Source organism: Rathayibacter tanaceti, from assembly GCF_009834165.1.
Classification (GTDB): domain Bacteria; phylum Actinomycetota; class Actinomycetes; order Actinomycetales; family Microbacteriaceae; genus Rathayibacter; species Rathayibacter tanaceti.
On the sequence record NZ_CP047186.1, the window covers coordinates 79,015 to 95,307 of the forward strand.

Consider the following 16,293-nt stretch of genomic DNA (forward strand, 5'->3'; position numbering starts at 1 on the left):
CGATGTCGCAGATCACCGGGAGAACGCCTTCTCGACGGGTGTCCGCACAACAGGGGGAGAAACGGGACATGGGCAGGTCCGTCGTCATTATCGGCACGCGCGGCTATCCCAGCTATTACGGGGGATTCGAGACAGCGGTCCGACGTCTTGCGCCTTTCCTGGCACAGCAGGGCTGGGATGTCACCGTCTACGGGCGTCCGGGCACAACGTCGCTCGACGACCCGGACCGGGACGCGCGGGTCCGCACCCGCCAGACCCGGGGCGTCGAGAGCAAGTCGCTGAGCACCCTCTCGTACGGCCTGACCGCCGCGCTCGACGCCGCCGCGCACAAGCCCGACGTCGCCCTGGTCCTCAACTGCGCCAACGGGTTCTGGCTGCCGATCCTCAAGAAGCGCGGCATCCCCACGGTCGTCAACGTCGACGGCATCGAATGGGATCGCGCCAAGTGGGGCCGGTTCGCCAAGTTCGTCTTCCATCAGGGGGCGGTCTGGACCGCCCGCTACGGCGACCGCCTGGTCTACGACGCGGCCGCGATCGAGGCGCGCTGGAGGTCCGAGTTCGGCCGCGAGGGCGATGTCATCCCCTACGGCGGTGACGTGCCTCCCGATCACCCGGTGGAGCCGGGGTTGACCCACCGCGGCTACGCCCTGATCGTCGCCCGCTTCGTCCCCGAGAACACGGTGCCCGAGTTCGTGGAGGCCGCCTCCCGCATCGCCCGCACGCGGGACGTCGTGATCGTCGGCTCCTCCGGCTACGGTGGCCCGATCGACCAGGCCGTCAGCGCGCTCGCCGCGCAGAACCCGCGGGTGCACTGGTTCGGCCACGTGAGCGACGACACCCGGCTGCACTCGCTCTGGCAGCACGCGGGCGCCTACTTCCACGGACACAGCGTCGGAGGCACCAACCCGGCGCTCGTGCAGGCCATGGCCTGCGGCTCGCCGGTCGTCGCCCGCGACACGGTCTTCAACCGGGAGGTGCTCCGCGACGCGGGGCGCTTCGTCGCGCCGACTCCCGACGCGATCGCCGAGGGGATGCTCCGCGTGCTGAACGACCCGATCGAGCAAGAGCGGCTCTCGTACCGCGGTCATGAGCGGGCCCTGCACTCCTACTCGTGGGCCGAGGTCAACGCGGGCTACGAGCGCTCGCTCCTCAGCGTCATCGCCGCTCGGAGCACCGCGGGAGCGGGCAGGAGCCGGGCGTGACCGCCCCGCGCGATTTCGGCTACGACGACCTCCTCATCAGCTACTACGTCGGTCCGCTGACGGGGGTGACTCCGGAGCGCGTGCGGACCGCCCTGCGTGATCTGCTGCTCTCACCGCGCGGCGCTCCGCTGCTGCGGCGTCGGTCGCGCTCGGGCCGGTGGCGGAGGATCGACGCCGCCGCCGCGCTCGACGCGGCCGGGCGCGCGGTGCGGATCCTCGACGAGCGGCTGGAGCGCGAGGTGCTGGCGCGCCGCCTCCTCTCGTCGCGTTTCACCGCGGGCGAGCTGCCCCTCCGGATCGTCTTCGACGGCGCGTCGCTCGGCTTCACCCTCCCGCACACGCTGTTCGATGGCACGGGGGCGACGGCGGTCGTGGCGCTGGTGATCGAGAAGCTGGGGGCTCCAGGTGTCGATGCGGTCGAGCCCAAGCCGCTCGCGGAGGCTCCGCTCCGGGAGGCGATGGCGCGTTTCGAGCTCTCGGGCCTCGCCGCCGCCCGGACCGCTCGCGATACGTTCCGCTCGCTGATCGCCGAGACCGAGACGGGCTACCAGCTTGAGCAGACCCTCGAGAAGGAAGAATCGGAGCGCCGCGCGCGGCTGGTCACCCTCGTGCTGACTCCCGAGACCCTCCGCGCCGTCGCCGCGACTCCTGAGCAGGCCCGCGACGGGCGCCGCCCGGCCCGGCCCCCGGTGTCCCTGAAGGCCGCGAGCCTCGTCCTGCGCTGCCTCCGGGATTGCGCCGCGGAGGGACTCGACTTCCGCGTCGTCGTGCCGGTCGACGGTCGGCGCTGGATCGCCAAGGGCACCGAGGTCAGCGGCAACTTCTCGCCCTCGCTGCCGATGGGCCGTCTGCGCGCCGACGACTGGTCGGCGACCTCGCTGCTCGACCGGCTCTCAGCGGCGACCAAGTCGGGCCTCCCCGTGACGTGGCTGCTGGCCGGCGCGCTTCTGGGCGTGAAGAACGCCGTGAAGGACGCCGTGCGGCTCCCGATCTCCCGGTGGCGGCCGCCCGTCGGCACTCCGCGCGTGCCCTTCGAGATCCACGTCTCGCTGCCCGCGACCGAGGTGCCGGTTCCCGAGGAGCTGCTGCCCCGGATCGAGCCGGACACCATGGTCGGCGGTGTGCCCGGGCACCTCCGCTTCCCCCTGGGCGTCTGGGTCGAGGTGGCGCCGATGCGCGAGAGCATGCACGTGACGATCCACGACGAGACCGGCACCTTCGCTCTTGACGGATTCGAGGAGCGGCTGCTCGCCGCGGTCGGCGCCCGCTCCGTGGACGCCTCGTGAGCCGCCTGCTGCGCCTGCTCGACTCCCCGATCACCATGCTGGCGAGCCGGCTCTCGGTCGCTGCTCTCGGCCTGGTCAGCGCTCCGATCATCGCGCAGTCCCTCGGCCCGAGCGGCCGCGGGGAGACGGCCGCGGCCCTCGCGTCGATGTACCTCGTCCCGATCGTCCTCGCACTCGGCATGCCGCTCGAGATCCGGCGGCGTGTGCTGGCCGCCGGCGACCTCGGGGCGGTGCGCACCGCCCGCCGGCTCGCGCTGCTCACGGCGATCCCCGCGGCGCTCGTCGCCTGGCTGCTCGCCTCCACCCTGCTCTCGGCGCTGGACGAGGCGGCCACGATCGCGGTCGTCGTCGCGATCACCGGCACGCCGCTGATGGTCTGCTGGATGATCGACATCGGCGTGGTCGGCGCGCAGCGGCGCTTCGGGGCGGTCGCCCTGCTCCAGGCCACCCAGCCGCTGGTGTACGTCGGCGGGATCGTGCTGCTGTTCCTCCTCGACGCGATCACGGTCTCGGGGGTGCTCTGGTCGAACTTCGCCGGCTCGGTCATGACGGCCCTGATCGGCTCGCTGCTCAACCGCACCCGGGGCGCCGCGCCCGCTCCCTGGCGCCCGGTCCTGCGCGGCAGCGTCACGTTCTACGGCGCCCAGGCCTCGGACGCGGCGTACCAGCGCCTCGACCAGGTGATCATGCTGCCGCTGATCGGCTCGCACCAGGCGGGGCTCTACTCGGTCGCCGTGACCATCGGCACCCTGCCGGTGTTCCTCGCGCACGCGATCGCGGCTCCGGTGTTCTCGGACATCACCCGCACCGCGGGCGTCGCCCGCGTCACGGTGACCGGGGATGCGCTGCGCTCGGCGTTCGCCGTGGGGGTCGCCTCGGCGCTGTTCCTCGCGGCGGTCTCGCCCTGGGGTGTGCCGTTCCTCTTCGGCTCCGAGTTCGCGGAGGCGCTGCCCGCGGTGATCGTCGCGATCATCGGCTCGATCTTCGTGGTCGTCACCGTCAGCGCCGGCGAGGTGCTCTCGGCGCGCAACAAGGGCCTCCGCCTGACCCTCGCGCAGGGCGCGGGCCTGATCACCTGCCTCGCGCTGCTGTTTGGTTTCGGCCCGGCGAACGGGGCGATCGCCGCCGCCATCGCCAACGCGAGCGGGATCCTGATGGCGCTCGTGGTCATGCTGCTCGCGATCCGGCCGCCGGCGCGTACGCTCGTTCCGCGTCCCTCCGATGTGCCGCTGGTCGTCCGCCGCCTCACCACCAGGGGCGGAGCGGCGTGACCCGCGCGGCGCCCGTCGTGCCGCGCGCGGGCGTGCAGAGCGTCGCCCGCGGGCCGGTCCCTGCCCTGCGCTGGTCGCTCCGGCGCGTGCTCGGCCGCCCGGCGGGGGAGGGCTTCGGGCTGCCCTGGCTGGGCGTCCTGCTGCTCGTGGTGGTGCTCCCGGCGAACGGAGTCACCTCTGCCTTCCTCGAGGGAGCGGCGGCGACCGCGTTCGGCGCGATCAAGGACGCGGTGATCCTCGGTCTCTTCGCGCTTGTCGTTGTCACGGGGCGGATCCGGCGGGTGCCGGTGCCGATCGTGGTGCTGGTGCTGATGATCGTGGGGCTGGGCGCCGTCTCGGCGGTCTGGACCGAGAATCCGATCCAGGCCGCCTACGGCTGGCGCAACGACTTCCTGCCCTTCCTCGCCCTGATCGTGACGCCCGCGGTGCTCGAGAAGCGCCATCTCGCGTTCGTCGCCACGGCGTTCGTGGTCGTCCTGCAGCTCTCGTCGATCACCACGATCCTCACCTGGAACCAGGGCCTGGACTGGCTGTTCACCCTCGGGGTGTTCCCGCTGGCGCCCGGGACGCTGTTCCCCTCGTCGCTCTTCGTCGCAGGCAGCATCGTGCCCCGCGGGTTCAGCCCCTACAGCGCCCCCAACGAGAGCGCCGTCGCGGTCACCATCGCGCTCGCCGTGCTCTGGACCCGCCCTGCCTGGCCGCTGTGGCTGAAGGCACTGCTGACGGTCCTGCCGCTGGTCGCCGTGTCCCTCACGCAGTCGCGCAGCGGCTACATCGGGCTGGCGATGCTCGCGGTCGCGCTCATCGCCTGGGCGCTCTTCCGCGCCCGTCCGATGCTGGTCTGGGCGATGCTGACGGTCTCGACGGCCGCGGCGATCGGCGGCGTCACCCTCTACCTCTACATCGACAAGGTGATCTCGCATGTCGCCGACCCGTCGCTGATCGGCCACAGCGACAGCCTCCTCGAGAACCTGCCGTTCCTGATCTCGCACCCGTTCGGCTTCGGTCTGGGCAAGGTGGGGCCGCGCGCACAGCTGTACTCGACCGACAGCGTGCTGGTCGAGAGCTTCTTCCTGGTGCTGGCGATCGAGTCGGGGATCCTCGTGATGCTGCTCTTTGCTGCGCTGCTGATCGTCCTCTTCCTCCGCGGCCTCCGCGCGCCCACGCTCGACGGCTTCCTGCCCGCGGCGGCCGTCACCGGGACGCTCGTCAGCTACACCGTCCTGCCGACGCTGCAGGAGGGGCCTGTCGCCTACACGCTCTGGATCGTCTGCGGGATGGGGCTCGTCGCCGGCCGGGTCGAGGCGGGGGCGCGATCGCCGGCCCGCCGCGAGCGCGCGAGCGCAGTCGGCGCCCACGCGGCCCTCCCCGTCTCGCGCGGCTCCGGTGCGCACCTCGCTTCGGCGCGGGCGGGCGGCGGGGCCCACGCTGTGGGCCGGCGAGGGCGGCTCCGCGGCTCAAGTGGACGCCGCCGCAGCGGCGGTGACGACGGCGCTGCGCGGAGCCTGCGCGACCACGGTGCCGAGCACGTCGCCTCCGACATCGCGTAGGCGGTCGGCCGCGGCGACGATGTCGGCGGTGGTCGATACTCCGACCCCGGCGACGAGGACCGTCGTCGCGACCAGTTTGCCGAGCAGGACCGCGTCGGTGGCGGTGAGGATCGCGGGGGAGTCGACGATCACGTGGTCGAAGCGGCGCGCGAGGTGCCCGATGATCCGCTCCATCGCCGGGGTGCCGATCAGGTCACTCGGATTCGCCTGGCTGCCGCCCGCCGGCAGCACGGACACGCCCTGAGCGCTCACGGGCAGGGTGCCGTCGGCCGGCAGGCCCCCCGCGCGCAGGAGCTCGGCCAGCGTCGGCCCTCCGGTGGGGACGCGGAACACGGCCGACTGCACCGGGTCGCGCAGGTCGGCGTCGACCACCACAACGGTGCGGCCGATCTGTGCGATCGAGGCCGCCAGGTTGGCGGCGACGACACTCTTGCCGTCGCCCTCACGGGCGGACGTGACGAGCAGGGTTCGCTCGTGGGTGCCCGAGCCGAACAGGATCGTCGTGCGCAGCATCCGGAACGACTCGGCGGTGGCACTGCGCCCGTCGACCACGAGCGGAGTGCGGCGGATCGCCGCCTCGTAGGGGATCGACTCGAGCACGGGCAGCGAGGTGCCCGCCGCGATGTCCTTCGCCGAGCGGATGCGCGCGTCACCGAGCGAGCGCAGCACGACGAGGCCGACACCGAGGATCAGCCCGGTGGCGCCGCCGAGCACGAGGTAGACCAGCAGGTCAGGGCTGAGCGGCGAGCTCGGCACCGACGCGGCCTCGAGGACCTTCACGTCGACGCGGCTCGCTCCGCCGCCCACGGGGCGCTCGATCTCGGCGACGTAGCCGCGGAGGCTCTCGGCGACCGCGTCGGCGATCTGCGCGGCACGCCGCGCATCCGCGTCGACCACGTCGATGCTCATGATGACCGTGCCCGGGAGGGCGGCGGGAGTGACCTCGGCTGCGAGCTCGCCGACCGAGAGATCGAGCCCGAGCTCGTCGATGACCGGTTGCAGGACCGAGCTCGAATCGACCAGCGCGACGTAGGAGGCGACCCGCGCCTCCGCGCTGGTGAACGAGGCGCCGACCTCGGCACTCGACTGGTTGTCGGCCGTCGAGACCGAGACGAAGACGGTGGTCTGCGCGCGGTACTCGGAGTCGGAGGCGATTGTCGCCACCGAGGCGACCGTGAGTCCGAGTGCGACGAAGATCGAGATGACGAGCCAGCCCCGACGGAGGAGACGTCCGTACTCGCGAATTCCCACTGTGCCCTTCCCAGCCCTTCCCTCGCTGTGTGGCCCTCGTCGCGCCGCTCCCGTCGCGTCGAGACGTCGCGGGAGGGGTCCGACGGAGCCGGACAGGGCGGATGAGCGTGCTCTCACGATCCTGACAGAACCGTGCCTCGCGGCCCGTCAGGCGGGCCGACCCGCGGGGCGTGGCGGATGACGCCGTCTCGAGTCGACCGTGTCGGGTTCCCCGGGGAATGCGGCCTGTGGGCCTGATCGGGCGGCGGATCTGTCGCGCTCGCCCCACGATCTGGCGCCCATCGACGGGTCGCGCCGCGCCGAAGCCGCGCGCTCAGCGTTCGACGAGCGTGATCTCGAACGAGTACAGGTCCGGCCGGTAGCAGTGCTGGCCGTACTCCACGGCACGGCCGGAGCTGTCGAAGGCGGTGCGCCCCATCGTGAGTACGGCCGCGCCCTTGGGCAGGTCGAGCAGCCGACTCTCGGCGGTGGTGGCCGAGCGAGCGCCGATCCGCTGCTTCGCGACGCGCATCGTGACGCCGCGGCCGCGCAGGAGCTGGTAGAGCCCGTGTTTTTCAAGGGAGTCCCTCTCGAGGTCGGCGAACGGCTCGGGCAGCACGTTGTCGAGGATCGCGAGGGGCACGCCGTCGGCCGAGCGCACGCGCTTGAGGTGGAGGGTCGGGCTGCCGACCGCGACGCCGAGCGCCTCCGCCGTCTTCTCGTCTGCTCCCTCGACCGAGAACGAGAGCAGTGTCGTCTCCGGCTTCTGCCCCGTGCGCTCGAGGTCTTCGTAAAGGCTGGTCAGCTCGACGGTGCGGGTGACGCGGCCGTGCACCACCTGCGTGCCGATGCCTCGGCGGCGCACCAGGAGGCCCTTGTCCACGAGCTCCTGGATGGCGCGGCGGATCGTCGGGCGGGAGAGTCCGAGTCGAGCGCTCAGCGCCACCTCGTTCTCGAGCCGGGCGCCGGCGGGGAGGGTCTCCTCGAGGATCGCCTTCTCGAGCAGGTTCGACACCTGGTAGTAGAGAGGGACCGGGCCCGAGCGATCAAGCCCGAGGAAGAAGTCGGGGGGAAGCAGCTGCTCGTCCTGCGGCATGGTCCTCGCTCTCGATCGTCGAGTTTCCATCCTGACATATGGGCAGTTTGTCGGGTCGCGCAAGCATAAACAGAATAGTATGTTCGGACATCAGGACTAAGTCAGTGCATTCGGCACCGAGACCGGCCCGTCGAGAGAGAGCAGCCATGAGCACCGCGTCAGCCCCAGCGAGCCCGGCGCACCCGTCGAGCCCGTGCCCGGCCTCCACCCGGCTCTCAGAGCGCTCATGACCAGCTGGCGGATCCGCGATCACCACTCCGACGACGTCGACGGTGTGCTGCGCCTCTGGGAGCAGGTGAACGCCTCCGAGGCGCCGCCCGTGTACAGCCTCGCCGAGGTCCTGGCCTCGTGCGCGAAGGACCACGCCGTCGTCGCGGTCGTCGAGGACCGCGTGGTGGGAGCGGCGGTCGGCCGCGCCGCCCACGCCCAGGGCTGGGTGGTGTTCCTGGCGACCGCGCCCGACTACCGCGAGCGCGGCATCGGGTCGGCGCTGCTCGCAGCGCTCGAGGCGCGGATGGCACCCGCCGGCATCTCGAAGCTCTCGGCGCTGATGCCCGCGGCCGAGACCCGGGTGGGCGCGTTCCTGCGCCAGGGCTTCGAGCTGGGGCAGAACCTGCACTACTTCGAGCGCCGTGTCCCGGTGCAGCGGGAGGAGCTGAAGCTCCTCGCCGAGCTCGGCGGGCGGGTGCTTCCGCGCGGCCTCTGGGACGCGGTCGGCGGCATGACCGCCGAGAAGGAGCTGCTTGAGCGCCGGCTGGTCATGCCCCTGGCCCGGCCGCAGCTCGCCGAGCGCTACGGAGTCGCTCCGCCGCGCTCCGTCGTCCTCTTCGGCCCGCCCGGCACCGGCAAGACCACGTTCGCGAAGGCCATCGCCTCGCGGCTGGAGTGGTCGTTCGTCGAGGTCTTCCCCTCGCGCCTCGCCGCCGATCCGGCCGGTCTCGCCGGCGGCCTGCGCGAGACGTTCGAGACGATCGCCGGCCTCGAGCGCGCCGTCGTCTTCCTCGACGAGGTGGAGGAGATCGCCTCGCACCGGCAGGGCGAGCCGCCCTCGCCCACCCAGGGCGTCACGAATGAGCTCCTCAAGCTCATCCCGACCTTCCGGGAGCAGCCCGACCGGCTGCTGATCTGCGCCACGAACTTCATCCGCTCGATCGACTCGGCCTTCCTGCGCCACGGCCGCTTCGACTACGTCATCCCCATCGGTCTGCCGGACGCCGAGGCGCGCCGCGCGATCTGGGCGCGCTACATCCCTCCGGCCGCGATCGTCGACCTCGACCTGCTCGTGGAGAGGACGGAGGGCTTCTCGCCCGCCGACATCGAGTACGCGGCCCGCAAGGCCTCGCAGGCGGCACTGGAGGCGGCGGTCTACGCCGGCGGCGACAGCGACTCCGGCCCGACGGTCGAGGACTACGCCGCGGCGATCGCCTCCACTCGCGCGACCGTGTCTCCGCAGGTCGCCGCGGAGTTCCTCGAGGACATCGTCGCGCTCGGCCGCGTCTGAGGGCCCCGGCGCACGCCGGGCATCCGGCGGTCGACCAGAGAGGCCCCTGAGGCCGAGCATGCGGAGGAGACGTTCAGCACACGCACGCCTATCCTGATCGCTTCTCCGCTCCCGGCGGAGCGCCCCGTCACGGAACAGCGGCCCACAGGAGCCGCGACTCGCGGAGACGAGACGCTCCCCTTCGAGACCGCAGCGAAAGGACACCCGCATGAGCGCTCCGCGCCCGACGCCGCCCAGCACGATCGAGGTGCGCGGCGCCCGCGTGCACAACCTGCGGAACATCGACGTCTCCGTGCCCCTGAACCAGCTGGTGTCGATCGCCGGGGTCTCCGGATCGGGCAAGTCCTCGCTCGCTCTGGGCGTGCTGTACGCCGAAGGTTCCCGCCGCTACCTGGAGGGACTCTCGACCTACACTCGGCGCCGGATGACCCAGGCCGCGCGACCCGCGGTCGACGCCGTCGAGCACGTCCCCGCCGCGCTGGCCCTGCGGCAACGTCCGAGCGCCGCGGGAGTCCGGTCCACGTTCGGCACCTCCACCGAGCTGCTCAACAGCCTCCGTCTCCTCTACTCCCGGCTCGGCTCCCACCGGTGCCCGAACGGCCACCACGTGCCGCCGACCGAGAAGGTGGCGACGGGCTCGCCGCTGACCTGCCCCGAGTGCGGGGCCGTCTTCGATCCTCCCGGCGCGGAGGACTTCGCGTTCAACGGCACCGGAGCCTGCCCCGAGTGCGAGGGGACGGGGGCCGTGCGGGAGGTCGACGAGTCGGCCCTCGTCCCCGACGAGACACTGTCCGTCCGTGAGGGAGCGGTGGCCTCCTGGGCGGCATTCCGATCGACCGCGAACGTGCAGCTCGCCGAGGCCTTCGGAGTCCGTATCGATGTCCCGTTCGCCGAGCTGAGCGCGCAGGAGCGGGAGTTCGTCCTGCACGGCCCTGCGGAGCAGAGGGTGATCCCCTTCCGCTCCAGAGGCGGGAAGGTCGTCGAGCTGAACGTGACGTTCCAGAACGCCCGGGTGTCGGTGACCGATCCGCTGAGGAAGGCCGACTCCGAGACGAGCCTCCAGCGCCTCGAGCGGTTCCTGCGCACCCGCACGTGCTCGGCGTGCGAGGGGACCCGCCTCAACGAGCGCGCCCGCTCGACTCTCGTCGACGGCCTGCCGATCACGGAGGCCGTTCGGAAGACGCTGGACGAGCTGGTGGCGTGGGTTCTCCCGATGCCGGTCCGCTCGCCGGCCGCGATGGCGCTGATGGCCGACAGCATCGTCACCGCTCTGCTCGACGTCGCCCGGATGCTGACGAAGCTGGGGTTGGGCTATCTGAGCCTCGACCGTCCTTCCTCGACCCTGTCGACGGGGGAGCGTCAGCGCGTGCAGCTCGCGCGCGCCGTGCGCAGTCGGACGACCGGTGTGCTCTACGTGCTCGACGAACCCTCGATCGGGTTGCATCCGTCGAACATCGACGGACTGCTCGATGTCGTCCGTGGTCTCCTCGACGACGGCAACTCCGTCGTCGTGGTCGACCACGACGTCCAGGTTCTCCGCGCCGCGGAGTGGATGATCGAGATCGGACCCGGCTCGGGCAGGCACGGCGGCAGTGTGATCGGTTCCGGCCCGCTGTCCGAGATCGCCGGCACTCCAGGCTCGCGGATCGCTCCGTTCCTCGCGCCCGGCGGCTTCGAGCCGGTCCGCTCCCGCGCGGCAGGGGCCGACGTCTTCGAGCGCGGGCGTCTCCGACTCCGGACGTCGCCTCTGCACACCGTGCACGCCCTCGACCTCGAGATCCCGAAGGGGCGCCTCACCGCCGTGACCGGAGTCTCCGGCTCCGGCAAGAGCACGCTCGTGCTCGAGAGCCTGGTGCCGGCCCTCCGCGCGGCGGCTGAGGGAGCCGCGCTGCCGGCCCACGTGGAGTCGGTCGACGCCGCAGGCGTCACCGGCGTGCACGTGGTCGACGCGTCGCCGATCGGCGCGAACGTCCGATCGACGGTCGCCACCTACAGCGGCGTCCTCGACGACCTGAGGCGGGTGTACGCCGCTCTGCCCGAGGCGAAGGCCCTCGGCTACACGGCGAGCGACTTCTCCTCCAACACGGGCTCCCTCCGCTGCCCGACCTGCGAGGGCACCGGGACAGTCTCGCTCGATGTGCAGTTCCTCCCCGACGTCGACATCGAGTGCCCGGCGTGCGCAGGCACGCGCTACTCGCCGGACGCTCTGGCTGTCACGCGGCGACGGTCCGATCGCGAGGGGCCGGACGAGGCGATGAGTCTGCCCGCCGTGCTCCGCCTCACCGTGGAGGACGCTCTGGACGTCCTCGGCGACCTCCGCAAGGTGCGCTCCCGCCTCCAGCTCCTCGTCGATCTCGGTCTCGGCTACCTCACGCTGGGGGAGCCGACCACTGCCCTCTCCGGCGGCGAGGCCCAGCGGCTCAAGTTGGCCTCCGACATCGACCGCGACCAGCGCGAAAGCCTCTTCGTCTTCGACGAGCCCTCGATCGGGCTCCATCCGCTCGATGTCCGGGTGCTGCTCCGGGTGCTCCAGCGCCTGATCGACAACGGAGCCACCGTGGTCGTGATCGAGCACGATCTCGACATGATCGCCGACGCGGACCACCTCATCGACCTCGGCCCCGGCGGAGGGTATGCCGGCGGCAGGATCGTCGCCACCGGCACCGTCGAGGAGGTCGCGGCGCATCCCGACAGCGTCACCGGGCGGTTCCTCGCCCGCTGAACGAGCGTCTCTCCGTCGACACACGCTGTCACGACGTCGTGACGGGCGTCGTCACCTCGGTGGGCTTCCTCTCTCGCCTCGCGCCCGTGAGCTCGTGCGTTCCGGCGGGATGGAGACCGTGACCGACGTCCGGGCGAGCCTGCACGCCGACTACTCCGCTCGGCCCTCTTGACGTGGCGCTTCGTTCCGTCAAGCAGAAGGCGACCTCTGGGGAGTACGGGGAGGCTTCTGCACGATCTGCGTTGTTCTCCATGAAGGAGAGTAATCCGCGGAAGTCGGAAAATGCGTTTCGTGAGCCTCGTGTTCATGTGCGCTGCAGCGACTCGGCTTTCGCGGCTCTTCTCTTCTTGATCATCGCCGATGCTAGTAGTGCGATTGCGCCGAGGTAGGGTACGGCCACGACCACGGCGAGCCACAGGAGCTTTTCCGATCGAGTGCCTCGCGATCGGAATATGATGACGATCGCGATCGTCATCAGAGCGGCGTACAACGCATACCACGCCGCGCTCGCGACGAAGAGTCCTGCGGTTGGCTCTATCTCACCAGTGACGTCCGGCATTTCTCCTCCTAGGATGACGTCGCATATCCGCGGTCTCCGCCGACGTTCAGTGCGAGCCAAGCGTTCCAGCCGATCTCCGCCATGGTCGTCATCCCGCTAGCGGGGCGATCACGACCGGCGGAGGCTTCTACGGCTACCGTATTCGCCGAACCATGTGCACATGTCGAGACCGTGACCACAGATCCGTCTGATGCAAGCGACCCCTCGCCCACCTGCGTGAATGTATCAGTCGAAACCGGTGCGCCCCCAAGGAGGGCGTCTACAGGCTGTCCACTGCTCAGCTTCTCGACCAGGGCGTCGATGGTTCCTTCAGGGGTGCCGAGAGATGCATAACCCGCCCTCACCTCATCCCACCGTCCTCCCGCCGAGTCTGCGGCTGATGGCGGTGCATTCGCGCCTGCGCACAACAAAACCCCCCGAAACACGCTGCAATTTTGGACATCTTCATATGTACCCCGAGGGTTGGGCCCCGCTGATCAAAGCGCTGATCGTGTTCCTTCGAACCTACGGCGTCACTGGAAAGATGACAACGGCTGTCTCTCCAACCGAACGTCGTCGACGGCCGAGACACGGTCACCGAACGGACTCCCTCGGTTCGACTGGTGGCTCAAGAAGGGCGTCTCCGCGGACCGCAGCATCGACCTCGGCCCGGGGGAGGGGATGCCCGGCGCCGCCGACGCGCGCCCCGACAGCACCACCGGACGGTTCCGCGCGCTGAACCCACGCCTCCAAATGTCAACACATACTGTCATGCGGTAGGCTTCGGGCATTCATCGTCGAACAAGGTCAGGAGCCCCGTGTCGTCAACGCCTCGCGTCGGAGTAGGTCTCGTCTCCCTCGGATGGATGGGGCGCCTGCACTCGCGGGCGTACCGCGCCGTTCGCGACCACTACCCCGATCTGCCCGTGACCGTCGAGCTCGTCTCGGCCGCCGACACCGATGCAGGCGCCCGCAGCAGCGCCGAGGAGGTGCTCGGCTACCGTCGTACCACCGCCGACTACCGCGAGGTGCTGGCCGACCCCGAGGTCGATGTCGTCTCGATCTGCGCGCCGAACTTTCTGCACCGCGAGGTGGCGCTCGCCGCGGCTGCCGCAGGCAAGCCGTTCTGGATCGAAAAGCCGATGGGGCGCTCCGCCGCGGAGTCCTCCGACATCGCGCGCGCCGCGGCTGCGGCGGGCGTCGTCACCTCGGTGGGCTTCAACTACCGCCACGCGCCCGCCGTCGCGCGCGCCCGGGAGCTCGTGCGCTCCGGCGCGATCGGGACCGTCACCAATGTCCGGGTGAGCCTGCTCGCCGACTACTCCGCTGATCCGCTCGGCGCTCTGACCTGGCGCTTCGTCCGCGAGAGGGCGGGCTCCGGAGTGCTGGGCGACCTGCTGTCGCACGGCGCCGACCTCGCGCAGTTCGTCGCCGGCCGCATCGACTCCGTCACGGGGCTCACCGAGACCTTCATCCGCGAGCGGCCCCTGCCCGGCTCCGGAGCCGCGGGCCACTTCAGCAAGGGCGAGGAGGGCGGAGCGACCGGGCCCGTCGAGAACGAGGACTACGCCGCGCTCCTCGGCCGCTTCGAGTCGGGCGCTGTCGTGGTGCTCGAGTCGAGCCGGATCGCGATCGGACCCCGGGCGGAGTACGCGCTCGAGGTGTACGGCACGAAGGGCTCGCTGCGCTGGGACTTCCAGCGCCTGAACGAGCTGCAGCTCGCCGACGACACCAGCGGCTACCGCACGGTGATGGCCCAGCCCGGATTCGGCGACTTCGCGCGCTTCCAGCCCGGCGCCGGTACGAGCATGGGCTTCGACGACCTCAAGACCATCGAGGCGCAGCTGTTCCTGCGCTCGGTGCTGGAGGGGCGTCAGCTCGCTCCGTCCGCCGCCGATGCCTGGTCGGCCGCGGAGATCGTCGAGGCGGCTGTCCGCAGCGACCGGGCACGGGCCTGGGAAGCGGTCCAGGCCGTGGAGGGCGACACGACGTACGACCTCTGAGACGGGGGAGGGGGCGGGAACGCTCGGCGCCCGCCCCCTCCGTCGTCCCGTCATCAGGCGAACGCGGCGCGGAAGTGCTCGAGCGCGGCCTCGGAGTCGCCCGAGGGCCACGCCTCCAGACCCACGACCCCGTCGTAGCCCAGCGCGCGCAGCTCGTCGGCGATCGCCGGGTAGCGGATCTCACCCGTCCCGGGCTCACAGCGCCCGGGCACGTCGGCGACCTGGATCTCGCCGATCCACGGCAGGGCGCGGCGAACGAGCTCGATCAGGTTCCCCTCGCCGATCTGCGCGTGGTAGAGGTCGAGGTTCAGACGCAGGCCCGGGCTGTCGACGGCGCTGACGAGCGCGAGGGTGTCCTCGGCGCGGGCGAAGGGGGTGCCCGGATGGTCGACGGCGGTGTTGAGGTTCTCGAGGGTGAAGACGCGGCCGTTCCGCTCGCCGAGCTCGGCGACCCGGGCCAGGGTGTCGCGTGCCCGCTCGCGGTCCTCGGCCGAGACCGCGGCGCCAGGGCGCACGGGCAGGCCCTCGGGGTCGAGCCCCGTGCCGTGCAGGTTGAGCCGCGGAGAGTCGATCGTCTCGGCGGCGGCGAGCGAGAGTTCCGCCGTGCGCAGCAGCTCCGCGATCCCCTCGGGAGTGGTCAGGTCCCCCGCGAGGTAGCCGGTCATCGACGAGAACGTCGCGCCGGTGGCGGCGAGCGCGGGCAGGTCCTTCGTCGACCAGTCCCAGATCTCGACCTCGAAGCCGAGCCCGTGGAGCCGACGGACGCGATCGACGACGGGCAGTTCGCGGAACAGCATCTCGGCCGAGGCCGCCAGGCGCAGGCTCATCGTCAGAGCTCGACCGGCACGGAGACACGCTCGACGGCCGAGCGTGCGGCGGCGTCGGCGAGGATCAGCGCGGCACGGCCGTCGGCGAAGGTCGGGCTCGTCGAGTCCTCGCCGCGGGCCAGGCGGAGGAACGCGCGCAGCTCGGCGGCGTAGGCGGCGGAGTACCGCTCCAGGAAGAAGTCCTGGTACGGCGGCTTCGCCTCCACGCTCGTGGCCGTCGAGAGGCTGACGAGGCTGGTGAGCGCGTTCGACACGTGCAGTGAACCGCGGGCGCCGAACGCCTCGATCCGCTGGTCGTAGCCGACGGCGCTGTGGCGCGAGTTGGTGATCGAGACGAGGGCTCCCGAGGAGGAGCGGAGGGTCACCATCGCCGTGTCGAAGTCGCCGTGCTCGCGGGCGCCGGGGTCGAAGGTGGTGGTGCCGGTCGCCGTCACCTCGACGATGTCCGGCAGGAAGAACCGGGCCATGTCGAAGTCGTGGATCGTCATGTCGCGGAAGATGCCTCCCGAGACTCCGAGGTACGCGGCGGGCGGAGCCGCCGGGTCGCGGCTGATGATGGAGAGCTGCTCGAGCTCGCCGATCTCGCCGGCCGCCACGCGCTCGCGCGCCTCGGCGAAGGCCGGGTCGAAGCGGCGGTTGAAGCCGAGCGCGATCGGCACACCCGAGGACTCGACGCGTGGGAGCAGCGCGTCCACCCGGGCGATGTCGAGGTCGATCGGCTTCTCGCAGAGCGCCGGGATCCCGGCGTCGATCGCCGCCTCGAGGAGGTCGACGTGGGTCGCGGTGGGCGAGGCGATCAGCACGGCGTCGACACCACCGGAGGCGAACATCTCGGCCGCGTCGGTGGTCACACTCCCGCCGTAGCGGGCCGAGACGGCCTGAGCTCCCTCGAGGAAGGGGTCGCAGATCCACGCGAGCGAGGCCTCAGGGTCGGCCGCGATGTTCGCGGCGTGCACCTGGCCGATGCGGCCGGTGCCGATGAGTCCGAAGCGGAGGGGAGTCGTGGTCACGTCGATGTCCTTGCTGCCCGGAGGGCGTCGGTCGGGTGCCCCGGGTCGGGGCGGAGG

The 16,293-nt window shown here is 71.3% G+C and carries 12 protein-coding genes; 7 read left to right on the forward strand and 5 right to left on the reverse strand.

The genetic code is table 11. The features are described 5' to 3' along the window. The first annotated feature begins 68 nt into the window (after positions 1–68). From GSU10_RS00345 to GSU10_RS00360, 4 genes are read left to right on the forward strand one after another with little or no spacing between them, the layout of a single operon-like run. Complete coding sequence (locus GSU10_RS00345; RefSeq protein ID WP_132504628.1) at positions 69–1,202, forward strand: glycosyltransferase; 1,134 nt, start codon at positions 69–71, stop codon at positions 1,200–1,202. Beyond that, a complete protein-coding gene (locus tag GSU10_RS00350) occupies positions 1,199–2,488 on the forward strand; it encodes a hypothetical protein (protein ID WP_068212614.1) in 1,290 nt (429 codons plus the stop codon). Before GSU10_RS00345 ends, GSU10_RS00350 begins: the two co-directional genes overlap by 4 nt. Next, the gene (locus tag GSU10_RS00355) at positions 2,485–3,759 is read left to right on the forward strand and encodes a lipopolysaccharide biosynthesis protein (RefSeq protein WP_068212612.1); all 1,275 of its coding nucleotides are present in this window, start codon (positions 2,485–2,487) and stop codon (positions 3,757–3,759) included. The genes GSU10_RS00350 and GSU10_RS00355 overlap by 4 nt, the downstream gene beginning before the upstream one ends. Further along, the gene (locus GSU10_RS00360) at positions 3,756–5,309 is read left to right on the forward strand and encodes an O-antigen ligase family protein (RefSeq protein ID WP_132504630.1); all 1,554 of its coding nucleotides are present in this window, start codon (positions 3,756–3,758) and stop codon (positions 5,307–5,309) included. The genes GSU10_RS00355 and GSU10_RS00360 overlap by 4 nt, the downstream gene beginning before the upstream one ends. Here GSU10_RS00360 and GSU10_RS00365 read toward each other — a convergent pair. Both GSU10_RS00365 and GSU10_RS00370 read right to left on the reverse strand, forming a co-directional pair. Beyond that, positions 5,217–6,560, reverse strand: a complete 1,344-nt coding sequence (locus GSU10_RS00365; protein ID WP_068211916.1) for a tyrosine-protein kinase domain-containing protein — start codon at positions 6,558–6,560, stop codon at positions 5,217–5,219. The genes GSU10_RS00360 and GSU10_RS00365 overlap by 93 nt on opposite strands. A 313-nt stretch (positions 6,561–6,873) precedes the next feature. Further along, positions 6,874–7,635 (reverse strand): GntR family transcriptional regulator, encoded by a 762-nt coding sequence (locus GSU10_RS00370; RefSeq protein WP_068211918.1) that lies wholly within the window; start codon positions 7,633–7,635, stop codon positions 6,874–6,876. A gap of 226 nt (positions 7,636–7,861) precedes the next feature. Here GSU10_RS00370 and GSU10_RS00375 point away from each other — a divergent pair, with 226 nt between their 5' ends. Further along, a complete protein-coding gene (locus GSU10_RS00375; protein WP_132504632.1) occupies positions 7,862–9,136 on the forward strand; it encodes an ATP-binding protein in 1,275 nt (424 codons plus the stop codon). Positions 9,137–9,344: 208 nt separating this feature from the next. Continuing rightward, complete coding sequence (locus GSU10_RS00380) at positions 9,345–11,858, forward strand: excinuclease ABC subunit UvrA (RefSeq protein ID WP_068211920.1); 2,514 nt, start codon at positions 9,345–9,347, stop codon at positions 11,856–11,858. A gap of 304 nt (positions 11,859–12,162) precedes the next feature. Here the strand turns inward: GSU10_RS00380 and GSU10_RS00385 are convergent, their stop codons facing one another. Beyond that, positions 12,163–12,417, reverse strand: coding sequence for a PLDc N-terminal domain-containing protein (locus GSU10_RS00385; RefSeq protein ID WP_068211922.1), 255 nt, complete (start codon positions 12,415–12,417; stop codon positions 12,163–12,165). 845 nt (positions 12,418–13,262) lie between these two features. On the opposite strand from GSU10_RS00385, the gene GSU10_RS00390 reads away from it, so the two are divergent. Further along, positions 13,263–14,399, forward strand: a complete 1,137-nt coding sequence (locus tag GSU10_RS00390) for a Gfo/Idh/MocA family protein (RefSeq protein ID WP_068211926.1) — start codon at positions 13,263–13,265, stop codon at positions 14,397–14,399. Positions 14,400–14,452: 53 nt separating this feature from the next. Here GSU10_RS00390 and GSU10_RS00395 read toward each other — a convergent pair whose 3' ends face one another. Together GSU10_RS00395 and iolG are read right to left on the reverse strand one after the other, a co-directional pair. After that, a complete protein-coding gene (locus GSU10_RS00395) occupies positions 14,453–15,226 on the reverse strand; it encodes a TIM barrel protein (RefSeq protein WP_068211928.1) in 774 nt (257 codons plus the stop codon). A 2-nt stretch (positions 15,227–15,228) separates the two neighbouring features. Beyond that, positions 15,229–16,236 (reverse strand): inositol 2-dehydrogenase, encoded by a 1,008-nt coding sequence (gene iolG / locus GSU10_RS00400; protein ID WP_068211930.1) that lies wholly within the window; start codon positions 16,234–16,236, stop codon positions 15,229–15,231. Between the last annotated feature and the right edge of the window lie 57 nt (positions 16,237–16,293).